Genomic DNA, 17,900 nt, shown 5'->3' with positions numbered 1-17,900 from the left:
CCTTTTCTAGTGGGAAATAAGAACTGATGAAGGTTTATAAGGAAAATATACAACGTTTTAATCAATTTTATAATAGTGACTATTATAAAATTTTTCAAAAGACTTCTCCTGCAAGTATTGAGGATATTTTTACAAGTCTATCATGGGATCCAGATGCCAGAGATATTGAATTGTACAAAGTTTTGTCTCAGCGTTATGATTTTGCCCCACTAGAAAGAGTTACTCCAACGCATCTTGAAATGGAGGTTGCTGGACAAAGAATTAGGTTGTCAGCTGATATAGTTTGTGGTCGGAAACAATTAGTGAAATTACATAATGGTGACTTTGATAAATGGCTTGAAGATTATAAAAGAGTACGTGGAAACAGTGACTTGCATTTTATTTGGCCGAAACATAAATTACCAACAATTAACACCCAGCGTTACGTTGCCTATTTAGATAGGATTGATTGTTTACTGTATGACTTAAAATTATATTTTGAACAACCAAAATTAAAGACACTAATGTCTCCAGCTTATCAACAAGAATTTACAAAACTTTGGTTACAACAGTTTAAGGATTTCAAAGATTTTGTTCAAAAAATGAAGTTTGATGATTTTGTAGACGAGAACTATGAAGTTTATGATTTAGAATTAAGTGATGGTACAGTCATTCGTGATATTAAATCAATTCAGGATATTCGACCTTTGATTAATCGATACCTGAGAAATATGCTTGATAAGCATGGAGGATAATATCAATTTACTATCATCAGTTTTTACTTTGTTTATAATCGATTTTTCGGTAAAATAGTAGAAAATTGTAAAAGGAGTAACTACATGGGCTTATTTTCAGGTTTAATGGGTAATGCTTCCCAAAAAGATAATGATAAAATCGAACGTCAACTAGAGGATATTTTGATTCCAGGGGAACAGGTCACTTTAGCTTTTGCCTTGGTTCGTGATTTGATTGTCTTTACAGAAAAACGCTTGATTTTAGTGGATAAGCAGGGGATGACAGGAAAGAAAACCTCCTATAAGTCTATTCCCTATCGCTCGATTTCACGCTTTACGGTAGAAACATCTGGACATTTTGATTTGGATGCGGAACTAAAGATTTGGATTTCATCCGCTCAAGAACCGGCGGAAGTTTTACAATTCAATAGTGACCGAAATGTTGTTGAGATTCAACAAGCTTTAGCCGAGGCAGTTTTAAGACTATAATGACGAAGGGCAACCTTCGTTTTTGTATGAAAACGTGTTTATAGGATTTACGAAGGTCTTTCCTATCTTTTTAGCAACGAATGTGATACAATAGATGGGTTGTAAATCTTTGCGACACACTGTGTAGAATTGGTCTACACTGAATAAGCCATATAAGGTGGCTTCGCACCACCTTTTAGAAAAGAGAAATCATTGAAATTTACAGAACTTAATCTATCTGCTGATATTTTATCAGCTATCGTTGCCGCAGGCTTTGAGACACCGTCTCCTATTCAGGAATTAACCATTCCGCTTGCTCTTGAGGGGAAAGATGTCATCGGTCAAGCACAGACGGGGACAGGAAAAACAGCGGCTTTTGGATTGCCGACCTTAAATAAAATCAGAACAGCTGAAAATACTATTCAAGCACTGGTTATTGCGCCGACACGTGAGCTAGCAGTGCAGTCTCAGGAAGAACTCTTCCGTTTTGGACGTGATAAAGGGGTTAAGGTGCGCTCCGTTTACGGTGGTTCATCGATTGAAAAGCAAATTAAAGCCCTTAAGTCAGGTGCTCACATCGTTGTTGGGACACCAGGTCGTCTTCTTGATTTGATTAAACGCAAGGCCCTCAAACTTCAGGATGTTGAAACCTTGATTTTGGATGAAGCTGATGAAATGTTAAACATGGGATTCCTTGAAGATATTGAAGCGATCATCAGTCAAGTTCCTGAAGAGCGTCAAACCCTTCTTTTCTCAGCGACTATGCCAGATGCCATCAAACGTATTGGTGTTCAGTTCATGAAGGCGCCTGAACATGTGAAAATCAAGGCAAAAGAGTTGACCAATGTCAATGTTGAACAGTTTTATATTCGCGTCAAGGAACAAGAAAAATTTGATACCATGACGCGTCTTATGGATGTGGATCAGCCTGAATTGTCCATTGTTTTTGGTCGTACCAAACGTCGTGTGGATGAGTTGACGCGTGGTCTGAAGCTTCGAGGCTTCCGTGCAGAAGGGATTCACGGAGACCTTGATCAGAACAAGCGCCTTCGTGTCATCCGCGATTTCAAAAATGATCAAATTGATATTTTGGTGGCAACAGATGTTGCTGCGCGTGGTCTTGATATCTCAGGTGTGACTCACGTTTACAACTACGATATCCCCCAAGACCCAGAAAGCTATGTGCACCGTATCGGTCGTACAGGCCGTGCTGGTAAGTCTGGTCAATCGATTACTTTTGTCTCGCCAAATGAGATGGGCTATTTAGCTATTATTGAAAACCTCACTAAAAAACGCATGACAGGGCTCAAACCACCGACTGCCGAAGAAGCGTTTCAGGCTAAGAAAAAGGTTGCTCTTAAGAAAATTGAGCGTGACTTTGCGGATGAAACCATCCGTGCCAACTTTGAAAAGTTCAAAGGAGATGCTCTTAAATTATCTCAAGAATTTAGTCCTGAAGAACTGGCGCTGTACATTCTTAGCTTAACGGTTCAAGACCCAGATACCTTGCCAGAAGTTGAGATTGCTCGTGAAAAACCATTGCCATTTAAGTATGTCGGCGGTGGACATGGCAGCAAAAATTCTGGGAAAAACGCTCGTGGAAACCGTGACCGTAATCGCTCAGGACGGGATGGTGACCGTAGACGCCGTGATGATCGAGATAGCGACCGCCGTGGTGGCAAACGTCGTGATTATCGCGATATCCATGACGGATCAGGTAACCGTGATTTCAAGCTCAAGTCAAAACGTCATCAAGACCATAAAAAATCTGATAAATCAAGTAATGCTGGTAGCGGATTTACCATCCGTCACAAAGGCGAATAAACCATGTGATTGCACCCCTACGAGGGTGCTTTTACCATTACTGCAAAAAGGAAACTATCGTGTCTTATTTTGAAAACCTAGAAAAATTGTTATCCGATGACCGTCAAAAACGGTATGAGGTGATTGTTTACCTATCACATCATGTTCAGAATCCTGCTATTATCAAGCCTTATGCTTGGGTGCTGAAACCCTATGAACGATTGAATGACTATGAACTCAGGGAAAACTCCTATAGGACTCACAGGTATCGAAAAGTCGCCAAAGCCTTACAATTTTACCAAGATGCCAAAGGTTGCGCCTGTCAATTATTTGATGAAGTGGACAATCCTAAAGATTTTATTGAAATGGGTCTCTTAAAGAAATTATCCGCTGAGCCAGGTCCAGATGACAGTGTCTATGGTCAGGTATGTGTAGAATGCTTGCGGTGTGGCACCTTTTATCAGGTCTATATGAGGGAATACCATTATATTTGGTGGGAATGGGTGAAGAAAGTGACTGTCTAACTATCTTGTTAGGCAGTTTTGTGTTACAATAGTCTTCATATTTAAACAGTTGAGGATAGCTTATGAAAATACCATTTATCACTGCCGAAGAATTGGATAAGATAACAGCACAGTTTCCCACTCCTTTTCATCTTTATGATGAAAAAGGGATTCGCGAAAAAGCACGAGCTTTAAATAAGGCTTTTGCTTGGAATAAGGGATTTAAGGAATACTTTGCTGTTAAAGCGACACCAACACCAGCCATTTTAAAGATTTTACAAGAGGAAAATTGTGGTGTGGATTGTGCGACAGGAGTTGAGCTTCTTATGAGTCATAAGTTAGGGTTTACAGACATTATGTTCTCCTCAAACAATACTCCTGAAAGCGAGTATGCTTATGCCAAGGAAATTGGGGCGACTATCAACCTAGATGCCTATGAGATGATTGATTTTGTAAAAAATACTGTAGGTCTGCCTGAAACAGTGTCCCTACGTTATAACCCAGGTGGTGTGTTTGCTCTGGGCACAGACATTATGGATCATCCAGAAGAATCTAAATTTGGCATGACCAAAGTACAGCTTATTCAGGGGTTTAAAGAGTTAAAAGCAGAAGGTGTAAAAGTATTTGGGATTCATTCTTTCTTGGCTTCAAATACAGTAACCAATGCTTACTATCCAGAACTTGCTCGTCAGCTCTTTGAATTAGCTGTTGAGATAAAAGAGCTTTTAGGCATCGAGCTTAGCTTTATCAATCTTTCTGGTGGCATCGGTGTTAATTATTATCCGGATCAGGAACCTAACGATATCGCTCTGATAGGTCAAGGGGTACGTCAGGTCTATGAGGAAGTGCTAACACCAGCAGGACTTGACAATATCAAGATTTTTACAGAACTTGGCCGTTTCATGTTAGCCCCTCATGGTCTCTTGGTGACAACAGTTGCTCACCGCAAAGAAACCTACAGAAAATATGTTGGTGTTGATGCTTCGGCGGTTAATTTGCTGCGTCCTGCTATGTATGGCTCTTATCACCACATTACTAATATGACCAACCCCAATGGGGACATCGAAGTTGTTGATGTGGTCGGCTCTCTCTGTGAAAACAATGATAAATTTGCCAAAGAACGTGAACTTGCAGAGGCTCGTATTGGAGATACTCTTGTCATTCACGACACGGGTGCACATGGCTTCTCAATGGGTTACCAGTATAATGCAAGACTTCGTTCAGCAGAAATCCTCTACCAAGAAGATGGTGGTGCACGTATGATTCGCCGCGCAGAAACGCCAGAAGATTACTTCGCGACCATTACTGGTTTTGACTTTTAATCTTGTAGCATCGCTTTGCGATGCTTTTTTGCATTGTCAATTAAGCTGAAAAATGCTATAATAACGAAGTAAAAATATTTAGAGAGAATAGGACACAACATGAATACATTTCTTTGGATTTTATTAGTATTTGCAGCTTTTATTGGTGGTTTGTTTGCAGGAGCATTTATTTTACGCAAACAAGTTGAAAAGGACTTTGCTGATAACCCGCGTTTGGATGTCAATGCTGTTCGTGAAATGATGAGCCAAATGGGGCAAAAACCAAGTGAAGCGAAAGTTCAACAAGCTTATCGCAACATTATCAAACACTCAAAAGCAGCAGCTTCAAAGAAAAAATAATAGATAGAGGGAGTGGGAGTTGATTCCCGTTCCCTTTCTTTAGGTTTAGAGATTGGCAACTGAATGGGTGTCAAACATGACAAAAGCTGACGTTAGGGATAAAGAGTATGGATAATCGACCGATTGGTTTTTTAGATTCTGGGGTAGGTGGTTTGACTGTGGTGCGAGAGCTCATGCGTCAGTTACCTCACGAGGAAATCGTCTATATAGGAGATTCTGCTAGAGCGCCTTATGGGCCTCGCCCTGCCGAGCAAATCAGGGAATATACTTGGGAATTAGTTAACTTTCTCTTGACCAAAGACGTCAAGATGATTGTTTTTGCTTGCAACACGGCGACTGCAGTAGCCTGGGAAGAAGTGAAAGCTGCTCTTGAGATTCCTGTTATAGGGGTTATTTTGCCTGGAGCAAGTGCCGCCATCAAATCAACCTCCAGTGGCAGAATAGGAATTATCGGGACACCGATGACAGTCAAATCAGACATTTATCGTGAAAAAATCACTCAACTAGCACCGCAGTTATTGGTAGAAAGTCTAGCTTGTCCAAAATTTGTACCGATCGTGGAGTCAAATGAAGCACAGTCCAGTCTAGCTAAAAAAGTGGTTTATGAAACCTTGGCACCTTTGGTTGGTAAGGTTGATACCTTGGTCTTGGGGTGCACTCACTATCCAATTTTACGACCGATTATCCAAAATGTCATGGGAAGTGGGGTTAAGTTGATTGATAGTGGAGCTGAATGTGTCCGTGATATATCGGTTTTGCTTAATTATTTTCAACTCAATCGCAGTCGCGACATGACGACTCAGGAGAACCGCTTTTTTACCACTGCAGGCGTTGCTAGCTTTCAGGAGATTGCTGAAAACTGGCTTGGACAAAAGATTCATGTGGAGCATGTAAGATTATGACAGATAAGATTTTTGACTATAAAGATGACCAGAATTGGTTTATTGGGAAGTGGGAGTCTTTTAACTATATGACTTGCTTTGGTGATGATGAGGCCTACGAGGAAGCCCATCGCCATTTTCAAGCATTGACAGAAGGGCTTAACATTGAAGGTTTGCAAGTCCATATCGCTCGACTAAGCTCACCCTTTCATTTTCTAAATTTCATGATTGACATCGTGAATGCTGTTAGCAATCGTTCGATCGCATTGACTCAGCATGGTGGGGCCTTATTAGTTTCTGAAGATGATCGCCTACTCTTTGTTCACCTGCCACAAGAAGGTGTCCCTTTGGCGGATTTCTTTGGCAATAGCGGAGCTGATTTTGGAGAGACATTACTGATAGCCACAAAAAATGAAGGGAAGACTAAAGAATTTCGTAACCTTTTTGAAAAAATGGGGATAAGGGTTCAAAACCTGAACGATTATCCAGAGCTTCCAGATGTGGAAGAGACAGGCATGACCTTTGAAGAAAATGCCCGCCTTAAAGCTGAAACCATTGCTCAATTGACGGGTAAGATGGTCTTGGCAGATGATTCGGGTCTAAAAGTAGATGCTTTAGGTGGTCTTCCAGGGGTCTGGTCTGCTCGTTTTTCTGGACCAGATGCCACTGATGAGAAAAACAATCTTAAATTGCTGCATGAATTGGGAATGGTTTTTGAGCAAGAACGCCGTTCAGCTCAGTTTCATTGCTGCTTAGTGGTTGCCCATCCTGAAAAAGAAAGTCTCGTTGTTGAAGCAGAATGGCCTGGTTATATCGGTTTTGAGGCAAAAGGAGACCATGGCTTTGGCTATGATCCACTTTTCTTAGTTGGAGAGACAGGACGTACCTCAGCTCAACTCTTACCTGAAGAAAAAAATAGCATTTCCCACCGCGGTCAGGCGGTCAAAAAACTCATGGAGGTCTTTCCATCATGGCTGAATACACAGTGATAGTGATGAGTGATTCCCACGGTGACCGAGAGGTTGTTGAGGACATCAAGGCACATTATGAAGGCAAAGTTGATGCTATTTTTCATAATGGAGATTCAGAGTTAAAAGCCAATGATCCGATTTGGTCTGGAATCTCAGTGGTTGGTGGCAACTGTGATTTTGACAGCGACTATGAAGAAACTTGCATTAGCCATTTTCCGGGATTAACCATTGCTCAAACACATGGGCATTTGCATCAGATCAATTTTATGTGGGACCGCTTGGATTTGTTTGCTCAGGAGGCTGATGCGGACATCTGTTTATATGGGCATTTACATCGGGCAGAAGCTTGGCAAAATGGTAAAACCGTTTTTATCAACCCAGGATCCGTCCGTCAACCGCGCGGCCCTATCATGGAAAAGCTCTATGCGAAGGTGACGGTGACAGAAAAGCTGATTTTGGTTGATTTTTACCGGATGGATCACTCACCCTACCTAGAATTATCAAAGGAATTTACACGATGATTGCAAAAGAATTTGAATTGTTTTTAAAAGGGCATGTCGATACCTACTTGACGCCAGCTGAACAGGTAGCGATTTTTGTCGATACTCATAATGCTGACCATGTCCTTTTATTACTAGCAAGTAATGGCTATTCACGCGTACCAATTATCACTAAAGACAAAAAGTATGTTGGAACAATTTCTATTTCTGATATCCTGGCTTATCAATCTGAAAAAGGTTTGCAGGATTGGGAGATGGCCCAAACAGATATTGCTCACATGACCAATAGCAAGATTCCGACAGTTTCCATTGATGCGGATGTGACAGAAGTGCTTCATAAATTGGTCGAGTTTCCTTTTTTACCTGTTGTTGATGTTCAGCAAACCTTTGTCGGCATCATCACACGTAAGTCCATTTTAAAAGCTATCAACAGCTTACTCCACAATTTCACAAAGGATTATACCATTTCTCCAAATGATTGATTACACTTCACAGATTTCCCCTTTTTTGATGGGGAAAAAGCTGTCGCTTAATTCGCAAAAATCTTACCAATATGATCTGGAACAGTTCTGTCAGCAGGTGGGCAGAAAGATTGATGACCATAGCTTGCGCCTTTATCAGGAGAGCTTGATGAGCTTAAAAGCTACTGCTCAAAAACGTAAAGAATCCAGTGTCAATCAATTTCTTTATTTTTTGTATGAGCAGGGAGTTTTAGACCATTTTTATAAATTAAAACCCGTCAAAAGACCCGTCGTCAAAGAGCAGACTGAATCAGTCTTAGAGTTAGAATCGCTCTATCAAGAGATGCAATACCCCTTAGGTCAACTGATTGCCCTCCTCATTTTGGAACTAGGTCTGACGCCTAGTCAAATAGCGGCATTAAAGACGGCACAGATTGATAAAAATTTTCAAGTGCTGACAGTGAAAACATCAAGGACTGTTCGAATTTTACCCCTATCAGATAGGCTATTACCTTATCTGAAGTGGCAGGAAAATCAAGTCTATCTCTTTGAACGCTTGGGAGTGCCTTATTCAAGGCAATGGTTTTTTACTCAGTTAACAGCCTTTGTGACCAGTTGTGGTTTTCCAGATTTGACGGCTCAAAAGTTGCGCCAGCAATTTATTTTACGAGAATGCCAGAAAGGGACCTCTATTGTTAGTCTGGCTAAGAAATTGGGCTTGAAAAAGACAGCCACACTAGAAAAATACTATAAAGATGGACATTAAATTAAAAGATTTTGAAGGTCCTTTGGACCTTTTGTTACACCTAGTATCAAAGTATGAGATGGATATTTATGATGTCCCCATTGTTGACGTTATCGAGCAGTACTTGACCTATTTAGCCACTCTTCAAGCGATGCGACTGGAGGTGGCTGGGGAGTATATGCTGATGGCAAGTCAGCTCATGTTGATTAAAAGCAGAAAGCTCCTTCCCAAAATCGTTGAAGCAGAGCCAGAAGCTGATGATCCTGAGTTTGATCTCTTGAGTCAGATTGAGGAATACCGTAAGTATAAGCTCCTGAGTCAAGAGTTGGCAACTCAGCATGAAGTCAGGGCGCAACATTTTTCAAAGCCCAAGCAAGAGCTCATTTATGACGATATTACCCTTAATCATGATAGGACTACTGTGGATCTCTTTTTAGCATTTTCACAGATTATGGCTAAAAAACAAGAGGCTATTCGGCGTAGTCACACGACGATTGCGCGCGATGACTATCGGATTGAGGATATGATGCTTATGGTGGAGCAAGAGTTTGAGACAAGGTCTCAGTTGCCCTTATCAGAGCTCTTTATTAAAGCGCAAAATCAGCAAGAAATGATAACCATCTTTCTAGCGACTCTTGAGCTCATTAAAGTTCATAAAGTTACGGTCAGTCAAAAAGAGAACTTTGGAGAGGTGATTTTGACCAAAGGTGGAGAAGAGCATTGACACCGTCGCGCTTGTTTGATAGACCATTAGAAGGTCCTTTAGACTTTTGTGATGACGGGGAATTTTTTTAAATAGCAGAGCTGGAAATGGTGTTTTGAATGCTGATCTAGCGAGATAGACATTTTTATGAGATGTGTTCAAGGCCTCCTTTGTCTTTTGCTATTTATCCAGATGATTTTTTAAGGAGCACAAAATGAGTCATTTAGCAAAAATTGAAGCCCTGCTTTTTGTAGCAGGAGAAGATGGATTAGACCTTAAGCAATTGGTTGACCTAACCCAACTACCAGCCTCTGCTCTGATGCAGCAATTAGAAAAATTAAGTGCCAAATATCAGGAAGACACGGCATCAGCTCTTTGTCTTTTAGAATCTGGAAAGACTTATAAACTGGTCACAAAAGAAGAACACGCAGACCTATTGCGCCTTTACTCTAGCACTCCAATCAATCAAAGTTTGTCTCGGGCTAGTTTGGAAGTGTTATCTATCATTGCCTATAAACAGCCCATCACCCGTGTCGAGGTTGATGACATTCGCGGGGTCAATTCCAGTGGAGCTATCGCTAAGCTGCAAGCCTTTGATTTGATTAAAGAAGATGGGAAAAAGGAAGTTTTGGGTCGCCCTAATCTCTATGTCACGACAGATTATTTCCTAGACTATATGGGGGTGAATAGTCTAGAAGACCTGCCAGATGTTTCTAATATTCAGCTACAGGATGAAGAAACGACCTTATTTGGGGAATAGTGGAAGATTTTAACCGTTAGTTGCTTCTAGCGGTTTTGATATTTTTCAAATCCATGTTACAATAGAGGGACAAAATGACAGACGTGAGTCAGTAGAAAAGGAGTGGAGAGCGAGGCTTTCCGATAAAGGATGAGAATTAATAAATATATTGCCCATGCAGGTGTTGCGAGCCGTCGTAAGGCGGAAGAGTTGATTAAACAAGGACTGGTTACCATCAATGGTCAAGTGGTTCGTGAATTAGCTACCTTGGTCAAATCAGGTGATAAGGTTGAAGTCGAAGGTAGCCCTATTTACAACGAAGAAAAGGTCTATTATCTGTTAAATAAGCCAAAAGGTGTTATTTCAAGCGTGTCAGATGATAAGGGGCGTCGCACGGTTGTTGATTTGTTGCCTCAGGTTAAGGAACGGATTTATCCTGTTGGTCGTTTGGATTGGGACACTTCAGGTGTTTTGATTTTAACTAATGATGGTGATTTTACAGACAAGATGATTCACCCTAGAAATGAGATTGACAAGGTCTATCTAGCGCGTGTCAAAGGGATTGCAACCAAGGACAATTTGCGCCCGCTGACAAGGGGGGTTGTCATTGACGGCAAAAAAACAAAGCCTGCCCGTTATAATATTATCAAGGTGGAAAATGATAAGAACCGTTCGGTTGTCGAATTGACCATCCATGAAGGGCGCAATCATCAAGTTAAAAAAATGTTTGAAGCTTGTGGCTTGATTGTTGACAAACTTTCTCGAACGCAATTTGGAACCCTTGATTTGACAGGGCTGCGCCCTGGGGAAGCTCGCCGTCTCAATAAAAAAGAAGTCAGTCAGCTTCACAATGCTGCGACGACTAAAGTCAAATGAAAAAAATCTTGATAGGTCTGGTGAGGCTGTATCAAAAGTGGCTGTCACCAATCTTTCCACCTTCTTGTCGTTATCAACCAACTTGCTCCAATTATATGATTGATGCGATTACTAAGCATGGGTTAAAAGGTGTTTTGATGGGGATGGCAAGAATTCTGCGTTGCCATCCTTTCGTAGGCGGAGGAGATGATCCTGTCTCTGACCATTTTACTTTAAAAAAGAATGATAAGACCAAGTAAAGTTGGTCTTTTCTTATAGCTAGAAACTATATCACCACTTAATTATTAACTATTTACAGAGTGGCGACTTTCTATGCTAAAATAGTTGCTATAGAAAGTGAGTAGTATTATGACATTGATTGAAACCTTAAAAGCGGCTCCTATGGCGATTTTAGGAGCTGGTGCTGTTGGTAAAGCTGTTGGCGCAGACTCTGTTCTGGCTGGAAATCGTGTGCGTTTATTTGAGCTAGAAGCCTTTTCAGACACCATCAAAAACTTGGATAAAACAGGCCTAACCATCAAACCAAGTGGTCAAAATAACTTGTATGGTTTTGAGCGCAGTGGCAAGGCTTATTTTGAACTTGTCACCACAAATATGGCTGAGGCTGTCAAAGGGGCAGGGATCATTGTAGTTGCAGTGCCATCCATTGCCCACGATGCTTTTTTTGAGCAATTGGTGCCCTTATTGGAAGACGGGCAGATTATTCACATCATTCCTGATAATTTTGGAAGCCTCAAGCTGCGCAAGAAAATGCGTCAATTAGGCTCGACAAAAAATGTTATCATTGGTGGCTGGAGCTCGGCTCCTTACGGTGCGCGTATTATCCGTGAAGGTGGCGTCATGACACCTGCTATCGAATTCAAATACCGTGCGATTACCTTACGTGGAGCAGCTCTGCCATTAACAGACCAAGAGACGTTTTTAGAAAGTTCAAAAGCAATTGGTAGCTTTGATGCGATCACTCAAGGAGATGGGGTCGTCGGTGGTAAGACGGTACTTGATATTGGGTTTTCAAATGTCAATCCAGTCCTTCATGTGCCAGGAACTTTGCTTGGGGCTAGTGTTATGGAAAACTTTGGTCGTGTTTTTGGTGGCAATGACAAGTACCAGTACTCAATCTATTCGCATGCTTACAGTGAGTCGGTAGCCGAGGTACAATATGCCTTTTACTTAGAACAAATTAAACTGGCAGAGGCGATTGGTGTCGATTTGCAGCGTTATCCTAAGAAAAATTTCTTATCCAGAACGTCTATTTTAGGACCAGAGTATATGGGTGATGATTGTATTGTGCCGTTTGACCAGCAGTTTCCCATGGCTTATGGGACGGGACCTTTTACCATTCAGGACCGGTATGTCACAGAGGATATTCCAGTAGGTTGTCACCTTTACCATGAATTGGGGAAAAAATATGGTGTGGCAACGCCAGTCATTGATGCGATGATTACGATTGGCTCTGTTATGACGGGTCATGATTTCTACCAGACTGGGCTGACGCTTGAAGATTTGGATTTGGCACATTTGACGAAAGAGCAGGTTTTAGACTATTTGACAACTGGCAATTTTACAGAAAAGGACGTATAAGATGCATCACAGAGGGACCTTAGAACAGAGAGAGCATTTGACAGCTTATCATCAGGTAGCTTCAACGCCAATTGCAGGCGCAGCTATCGGGATTATTACTATTGACTATGACTACGTCAAATTGCCTGGCAATGTTGCTAATGCCACAACTTTTTCTTTTCCAGTAATCTATGAAGTGGTTTCTTTTCCCATTGAAGATTTGTTTGAGGGAAAAACTGAAATACTGGATCAAATTATCCAAGCAGCACAGCGTCTAGAGAAAAAGGGTGTGCGAGCTATTGTGGGAGCTTGTGGTTATTTCAACCATTTTCAAGAGCAGATCAAATCTGCTGTGTCTGTTCCTGTTTACATGTCCAGTGTTTTGCAGATTCCTTTGATTAAAATGGGCTTGCGTTCGGACCAAAAGGTTGCGGTTATTGTGGCAGATGGTGAGGGGGCAAATCGTGAGTTTTTTGCCAAGGCTAATGCAAATATTGATGACTGTATTGTACAAGAAATTGGTACTTTGGAGAGTTTTGCCCCTATTCGCTATATCAAGCCTTATTTGGACAATGCTGCTCTAACCAGAGATTTGGTAGCAGTCGTCAAAGATTTAACGGACAAGCATCCAGAAATTGGAGCGGTACTTTTGGAATGCAGCGACTTGCCCCCTTATGCTGCAAGCATCCAAAGAGAGGTAGGTCTTCCTGTCTTTGACTTCATCACCTTAATCAATTGGGTCTATAATGCAGTGGTTAAACGGGATTATTACGGTTATTTATAAGTAAAAGTCTTTTTAAGACCTACGGACGGTAGCGACTTCCTTCGGAATTCCATACCTCATTTTTGAGCCTAGGGTCTCAAAAATTCTTGGTGGTGGAAATACTAATCGTCACGCTAGTTTCGCCAGGTCAAAAGGTATCTGATGAGGCTCGTCGCTGTCGCTCGCAAAATCGCTAATTACAGTACACCTAACAGAGCTTTTCAGCTTGTTAGAGAAAATAGAATGTAGACAAACGCCTAAAAACATAAAACTTGAATAGCATTACAAAATATAAAACTCTTAAGACTATAGATATTTCAATGGTTCTAGGGGTTTTTGATTTTCACCATAAAGAAAAAAGATTGAAGAAAATCGTCCAAAATGGACCTTGTCTTCAATCTGAAAGGAACTCAAAAGAGTTCCTTTTTATTTTCCTAAACAGAATTGGCTAAAGAGTTGTGTAATCAGTTCGTCTGGAGCAGCGTCGCCTGTAATCTCTCCTAAAATTTCCCAAGTACGAGTCAGGTCTACTTGAAGTAAATCAACTGGCATGCCAAGTTCAAGCCCCTCGTTGACAGCGTTAAGGCTTTGGACAGCTTTTTCAATTAAGGAAATATGACGAGCATTAGACAAATAAGTCGCGTCCTTTTCAACCAATCCTGCATTGTCGAAGAAGAGTTGATTGATGCGATCCTCGATCGCTGTGATATTTTGATTTTCAAGAACGGAAATACGAATGAAATCCTGAGGCAGTAAGTCAGCTTCGATGACTTCGGGGAGATCTGTTTTATTGAGTAGGATGATGCGGTTGCTTTTTTCAGAAATGTCAAGCAAGGCTTTGTCTTGCTCTGTTAAGGGTTCAGATGCGTTGAGCACCAAAAGGACCAAATCCGCCTCTTCTAAAGCTTTTTTAGACCGTTCAACGCCGATTTTTTCTACGATATCATCTGTTTCACGGATACCTGCGGTGTCAATGAGTTTGAGCGGGACACCTTTGATGTTGATGTATTCTTCGATGGTATCACGTGTCGTTCCCTCGATATCTGTAACGATGGCTTTTTCTTCGCGGAGTAGGTTATTCAGTAGGCTTGATTTGCCGACGTTTGGCCGACCGATAATCGCTGTCGCAAGCCCTTCTCGGAGAATTTTTCCACGTTTTGCCGTTCGTAAGAGACCCTGCAAAAGATTTTGAAATGCTAGTGTCTTTTCCTGAACGAGAGCAGTCGTCATTTCTTCGACATCATCGTATTCAGGGTAGTCAATGTTGACTTCAACTTGAGCAAGGGTATTGAGGATTTCTTGACGCGTATGATTAATGAGATCTTTAAGAGAACCGTCGAGCTGGGACATGGCTACAGCCATTGCTTTATCAGTCTTGGCGCGAATCAAATCCATAACGGCCTCTGCCTGAGTCAAATCCACACGACCATTAAGAAAAGCACGCTTGGTAAATTCGCCAGGCTCTGCCATTCTAGCTCCAGAGCGAATTAAGAGTTGCAAAATTTCGTTGGTAACCGCTACCCCACCGTGAGTGTTAATCTCAATCACGTCTTCACGGGTAAAGGTTTTAGGGGCTCTCATGACGGAAACCATGACCTCATCCAGAATCTCACCATTTTCTACGATATGACCGTAGTTGATAGTATGAGAGTCTACCTTTTCCAAATCTTTTCCTCGAAAAACTTTTTTGGTAATAGCTAGTGCCTCAGTTCCAGAAAGACGAACAATTCCAATAGCCCCTTCCCCTAGAGGTGTTGAGATAGCTGTAATAGTATCAAATTCTTTAGTAATTGACATAAGGGTTCCTTTTTCAAAGTAAGTTTCTTCTATTTTAGGAAAAAGCTGAGCAGAAAGCAATTTTTTCCTCTCTCTATAGAAAAATGAAAAAATTGCGACACTTCTTAGTTGAAATACGCGTCTTGATAAGATAAAATGGATAATGCCAGTAATAGACGATAATGTATCGAGAAAGATTGAACGAATGGGAAAGTTAAAAGAGGGCCGGCAGACAGGCTGGTTTATGAAAAAGAAAGGCAAGCATTTCATTTTTGGTTGCTCACTGCTAATGCTAGGCGTGGCTTCAAGTGTGTCTGCGGATACTGATTTTGCTACGACTGCCAACCTTACAAGACAAGATACTGAGCAGCCATCTGCTCCTACCAGTAGTTCTGAAGACATGCAGGATGCTACAGAAAATCATGCTTCTATGGCGACGGAAGAGTCAACGAGTCATTTATCAACAAGTGCCTCTTCTGAAGGCTCAGCTACAGAAACTGCCTCTGAATCTGCGACATCTAGCACAGTTTCACCAAATTCTGACCGCCAAGAGTCTCAGGTAAATCCGCTAGAATTGAAGGTTAAACTCGTTGACAAGTTAATTGAACTTTCACCAGTTATCAATCAAGCAGCGTCAGACTTAGTAATGACTGTATCTATTCCAAATGCTGATGGAACCACTGCAGAAGAAGTGATTCATTATGAAGAAGATGGCTGGATAGGACAACCGAGTTTTTACACCGTTGCTAAATCTGGTCTATTGACTTTTGAGATTGATCGGATTCGTATTTACCCCAAAATTATTGTAAAACTTAGCTCTGCAACTCTCAAGAGGAAAGCAGAAGCGTGGATTCTGACAGAAAATTTGCCTAAATTTGAGCAAGATAGTTTATCGACAGATTCCACACTGAATAGCCAGTCAACCCAAGAGACAACAGATTCGACATCAAATAGCCAATCAACCCAAGACACGGCTCTTTCACAAAATTCCCTTGAGACGAGTGAACAGTCTGAAACAAGCTCTTCACAGTCTAGTGCTTCTTCAGAAAGCATGACAGGCGTGTTGCCTCCGTCACCTTCTGTAACAGATATGATGGTAACGATGCCATCTGTTGGAAGTGTGCTAGGTCAAGGAGAAAGTTTAGTCAATCAGTCTCTTCCTGTAACCCTTGAGACCAATTTTTCAGACTTCGGATTACCTACTGTTGAGGATCCTTTTGTAGGTTTTTCGCCTCAAATATCTGTCCCTCCTCAGCTGATTCCATCTATCAAAGTTTTCCAAGTTTCGACTAAGTTAGATAAAGATGGTTTTTTACGCTTGACGATTCCTGAAAAGACAGATACTTTTACGCTATCTTACACGACTGCTAAGGGCAAAAAGAAAACCATCACATTAGTTCGCTTGCCATCAGGTGAGTGGCAATCAGATGCTGATTTTATTACGATAAATGCTCAAGGAGAGGTGACTATTGACTCTAAAAAGTTACCTAAAGATGTTACCATGTCCCTCAAAGCCAAAGATGGAGAGGAGACACTAGATGCTAAAACCATTAGTATCTATCGTGTGCCGAAAGCCCCGCAACTAGACTTTTCACGAGGGAGCATGCTCATAAACCCTGATCAGGATACGGTCAAATGGGAAGTCAGCTATCAAGTGGCTGATGGTGCTCCTGTAGTAGCGGAAGTTCTTAAAGATTCAAGAGGCTTGTGGCATAGTAAGGCTCTCGGTGTCTTTGTGGCTCAAAATTCAGGACTTAGCTTTTTTTACCCAAGTGTATTGAAAACAATCGACACGATTACACTGACTGCCACCGCTTCAAATGGTCAGGTGTCTGGTCAGCTGACGGTTCAACGTCAGGATGACTCATTTGAAATTGTGAGTCAGGAAACAGAGGAACAAACTGTTCTTGTTGATCATTAAAACCAAGTGCCTCTTTGGGCCTTGGTTTTTCTTTTGACTTGGCAAAAAGAAAGCGCAGACAAGTGACTGTAATTGTGTTATAATGAGGTGTTAATATGAATAGTAGGAGGTCTTTATGGATGAACTGAAGAAGTTGGCTGGTATCACTGCAGCAAAGTATGTTCAATCAGGCATGGTGATTGGACTTGGGACAGGCTCAACCGCTTATTACTTTGTTGAAGAAATTGGTCGTCGCCTCAAAGAAGAAGGTTTAGACATCGTTGGTGTGACAACCTCTAGCCAGACTACTGCTCAGGCTGAAAGATTAGGCATTCCATTGAAGTCAGTTGATGAGATTGATCAGATTGATGTGACTGTCGATGGCGCAGATGAGGTCGATCCACATTTCAATGGTATCAAAGGCGGTGGTGGAGCACTTCTGATGGAGAAAATAGTGGCAACACCAACGAAGGACTATATCTGGGTGGTTGATGAAACGAAGCTTGTGAAGCATCTGGGTGCCTTTAAATTACCAGTAGAAGTTGTCCAGTATGGGGCAGAGCGCCTTTATCGTGACTTTGAAAAGAAAGGCTACAAGCCTGCTTTCAGGGAAGTCCAGGGGCAACGTTTTATTACGGATATGCAAAACTTCATTATTGACCTTGATCTTGGCAAGATTGATAATCCAGTCGCTTTCGGTGAGGAGCTAAAAGCAATGGTCGGAGTTGTTGAGCACGGACTTTTTAACGGTATGGTTGATAAAGTTATCGTTGCCGGAAAAGATGGCGTTAAGGTCTTAGAAAAGTAAGCCCCAACGTTTTAAATATGTTATTCTTATAGGTTTTGGGTGCTAACCGTAACCACCCTAGAATAGGAG

20 protein-coding genes are annotated in these 17,900 nt (G+C 41.5%); 19 read left to right on the top strand and 1 reads right to left on the bottom strand.

Features of this window, described 5'->3' with window-relative positions; genetic code table 11:
- The first annotated feature begins 26 nt into the window (after positions 1-26).
- From G575_RS0108690 to G575_RS0108605, 17 genes are all read left to right on the top strand, one after another.
- Positions 27-734, top strand: a complete 708-nt coding sequence (locus G575_RS0108690) for a DUF6994 family protein (protein WP_027972388.1) — start codon at positions 27-29, stop codon at positions 732-734.
- An 84-nt stretch (positions 735-818) separates the two neighbouring features.
- Positions 819-1,202 (top strand): PH domain-containing protein, encoded by a 384-nt coding sequence (locus G575_RS0108685; protein WP_027972387.1) that lies wholly within the window; start codon positions 819-821, stop codon positions 1,200-1,202.
- Between the two features lie 192 nt (positions 1,203-1,394).
- Complete coding sequence (gene cshA / locus G575_RS0108680; protein WP_027972386.1) at positions 1,395-3,005, top strand: degradosome RNA helicase CshA; 1,611 nt, start codon at positions 1,395-1,397, stop codon at positions 3,003-3,005.
- A 59-nt stretch (positions 3,006-3,064) separates the two neighbouring features.
- Complete coding sequence (locus tag G575_RS11705; protein WP_027972385.1) at positions 3,065-3,508, top strand: hypothetical protein; 444 nt, start codon at positions 3,065-3,067, stop codon at positions 3,506-3,508.
- A 62-nt stretch (positions 3,509-3,570) separates the two neighbouring features.
- Complete coding sequence (locus G575_RS0108670; RefSeq protein ID WP_027972384.1) at positions 3,571-4,809, top strand: diaminopimelate decarboxylase; 1,239 nt, start codon at positions 3,571-3,573, stop codon at positions 4,807-4,809.
- A 99-nt stretch (positions 4,810-4,908) separates the two neighbouring features.
- On the top strand, positions 4,909-5,148 hold the full coding sequence (locus G575_RS0108660) for a YneF family protein (protein WP_027972383.1): 240 nt from the start codon (positions 4,909-4,911) through the stop codon (positions 5,146-5,148).
- A gap of 107 nt (positions 5,149-5,255) precedes the next feature.
- A complete protein-coding gene (gene racE / locus G575_RS0108655; RefSeq protein ID WP_027972382.1) occupies positions 5,256-6,050 on the top strand; it encodes a glutamate racemase in 795 nt (264 codons plus the stop codon).
- The gene (locus G575_RS0108650) at positions 6,047-7,018 is read left to right on the top strand and encodes a nucleoside-triphosphate diphosphatase (RefSeq protein WP_027972381.1); all 972 of its coding nucleotides are present in this window, start codon (positions 6,047-6,049) and stop codon (positions 7,016-7,018) included. Before racE ends, G575_RS0108650 begins: the two co-directional genes overlap by 4 nt.
- Complete coding sequence (locus tag G575_RS0108645) at positions 7,000-7,521, top strand: metallophosphoesterase (RefSeq protein ID WP_027972380.1); 522 nt, start codon at positions 7,000-7,002, stop codon at positions 7,519-7,521. Before G575_RS0108650 ends, G575_RS0108645 begins: the two co-directional genes overlap by 19 nt.
- Positions 7,518-7,982 carry a cyclic-di-AMP-binding protein CbpB gene (gene cbpB / locus G575_RS0108640; protein WP_027972379.1) on the top strand — a complete coding sequence of 155 codons (465 nt, stop codon included), beginning with the start codon at positions 7,518-7,520 and terminating at the stop codon, positions 7,980-7,982. Before G575_RS0108645 ends, cbpB begins: the two co-directional genes overlap by 4 nt.
- Entirely contained in the window at positions 7,975-8,727 is a 753-nt protein-coding gene (xerD, locus tag G575_RS0108635; protein ID WP_027972378.1) for a site-specific tyrosine recombinase XerD, read from the top strand. Before cbpB ends, xerD begins: the two co-directional genes overlap by 8 nt.
- Positions 8,717-9,430 carry a segregation/condensation protein A gene (locus tag G575_RS0108630; protein ID WP_027972377.1) on the top strand — a complete coding sequence of 238 codons (714 nt, stop codon included), beginning with the start codon at positions 8,717-8,719 and terminating at the stop codon, positions 9,428-9,430. Before xerD ends, G575_RS0108630 begins: the two co-directional genes overlap by 11 nt.
- Positions 9,431-9,623: 193 nt before the next feature.
- Positions 9,624-10,169, top strand: a complete 546-nt coding sequence (gene scpB / locus G575_RS0108625) for an SMC-Scp complex subunit ScpB (protein WP_027972376.1) — start codon at positions 9,624-9,626, stop codon at positions 10,167-10,169.
- A 129-nt stretch (positions 10,170-10,298) separates the two neighbouring features.
- Complete coding sequence (locus G575_RS0108620; RefSeq protein ID WP_027972375.1) at positions 10,299-11,024, top strand: pseudouridine synthase; 726 nt, start codon at positions 10,299-10,301, stop codon at positions 11,022-11,024.
- Positions 11,021-11,263, top strand: coding sequence for a membrane protein insertion efficiency factor YidD (gene yidD, locus G575_RS0108615; RefSeq protein WP_027972374.1), 243 nt, complete (start codon positions 11,021-11,023; stop codon positions 11,261-11,263). The genes G575_RS0108620 and yidD overlap by 4 nt, the downstream gene beginning before the upstream one ends.
- A 109-nt stretch (positions 11,264-11,372) precedes the next feature.
- Positions 11,373-12,605 (top strand): NAD/NADP-dependent octopine/nopaline dehydrogenase family protein, encoded by a 1,233-nt coding sequence (locus G575_RS0108610; protein ID WP_027972373.1) that lies wholly within the window; start codon positions 11,373-11,375, stop codon positions 12,603-12,605.
- Position 12,606: 1 nt separating this feature from the next.
- Positions 12,607-13,368 carry an aspartate/glutamate racemase family protein gene (locus tag G575_RS0108605; RefSeq protein WP_027972372.1) on the top strand — a complete coding sequence of 254 codons (762 nt, stop codon included), beginning with the start codon at positions 12,607-12,609 and terminating at the stop codon, positions 13,366-13,368.
- Between the two features lie 405 nt (positions 13,369-13,773).
- On the opposite strand, the gene mnmE is transcribed toward G575_RS0108605, so the two are convergent.
- The gene (gene mnmE, locus G575_RS0108600) at positions 13,774-15,144 is read right to left on the bottom strand and encodes a tRNA uridine-5-carboxymethylaminomethyl(34) synthesis GTPase MnmE (RefSeq protein WP_027972371.1); all 1,371 of its coding nucleotides are present in this window, start codon (positions 15,142-15,144) and stop codon (positions 13,774-13,776) included.
- Positions 15,145-15,328: 184 nt separating this feature from the next.
- Between mnmE and G575_RS0108595 the strand changes: the two genes are divergently transcribed.
- Both G575_RS0108595 and rpiA read left to right on the top strand, forming a co-directional pair.
- Positions 15,329-17,044 (top strand): hypothetical protein, encoded by a 1,716-nt coding sequence (locus tag G575_RS0108595; RefSeq protein WP_027972370.1) that lies wholly within the window; start codon positions 15,329-15,331, stop codon positions 17,042-17,044.
- 115 nt (positions 17,045-17,159) lie between these two features.
- Positions 17,160-17,831 (top strand): ribose-5-phosphate isomerase RpiA, encoded by a 672-nt coding sequence (gene rpiA / locus G575_RS0108590; RefSeq protein ID WP_027972369.1) that lies wholly within the window; start codon positions 17,160-17,162, stop codon positions 17,829-17,831.
- The last annotated feature ends 69 nt before the right edge of the window (positions 17,832-17,900 follow it).

The sequence above is a fragment of the Streptococcus plurextorum DSM 22810 genome (assembly GCF_000423745.1).
GTDB lineage: Bacteria > Bacillota > Bacilli > Lactobacillales > Streptococcaceae > Streptococcus > Streptococcus plurextorum.
Note: the sequence above shows the minus strand (reverse complement) of the source record. Positions and strands in the feature narration are given on the sequence as shown.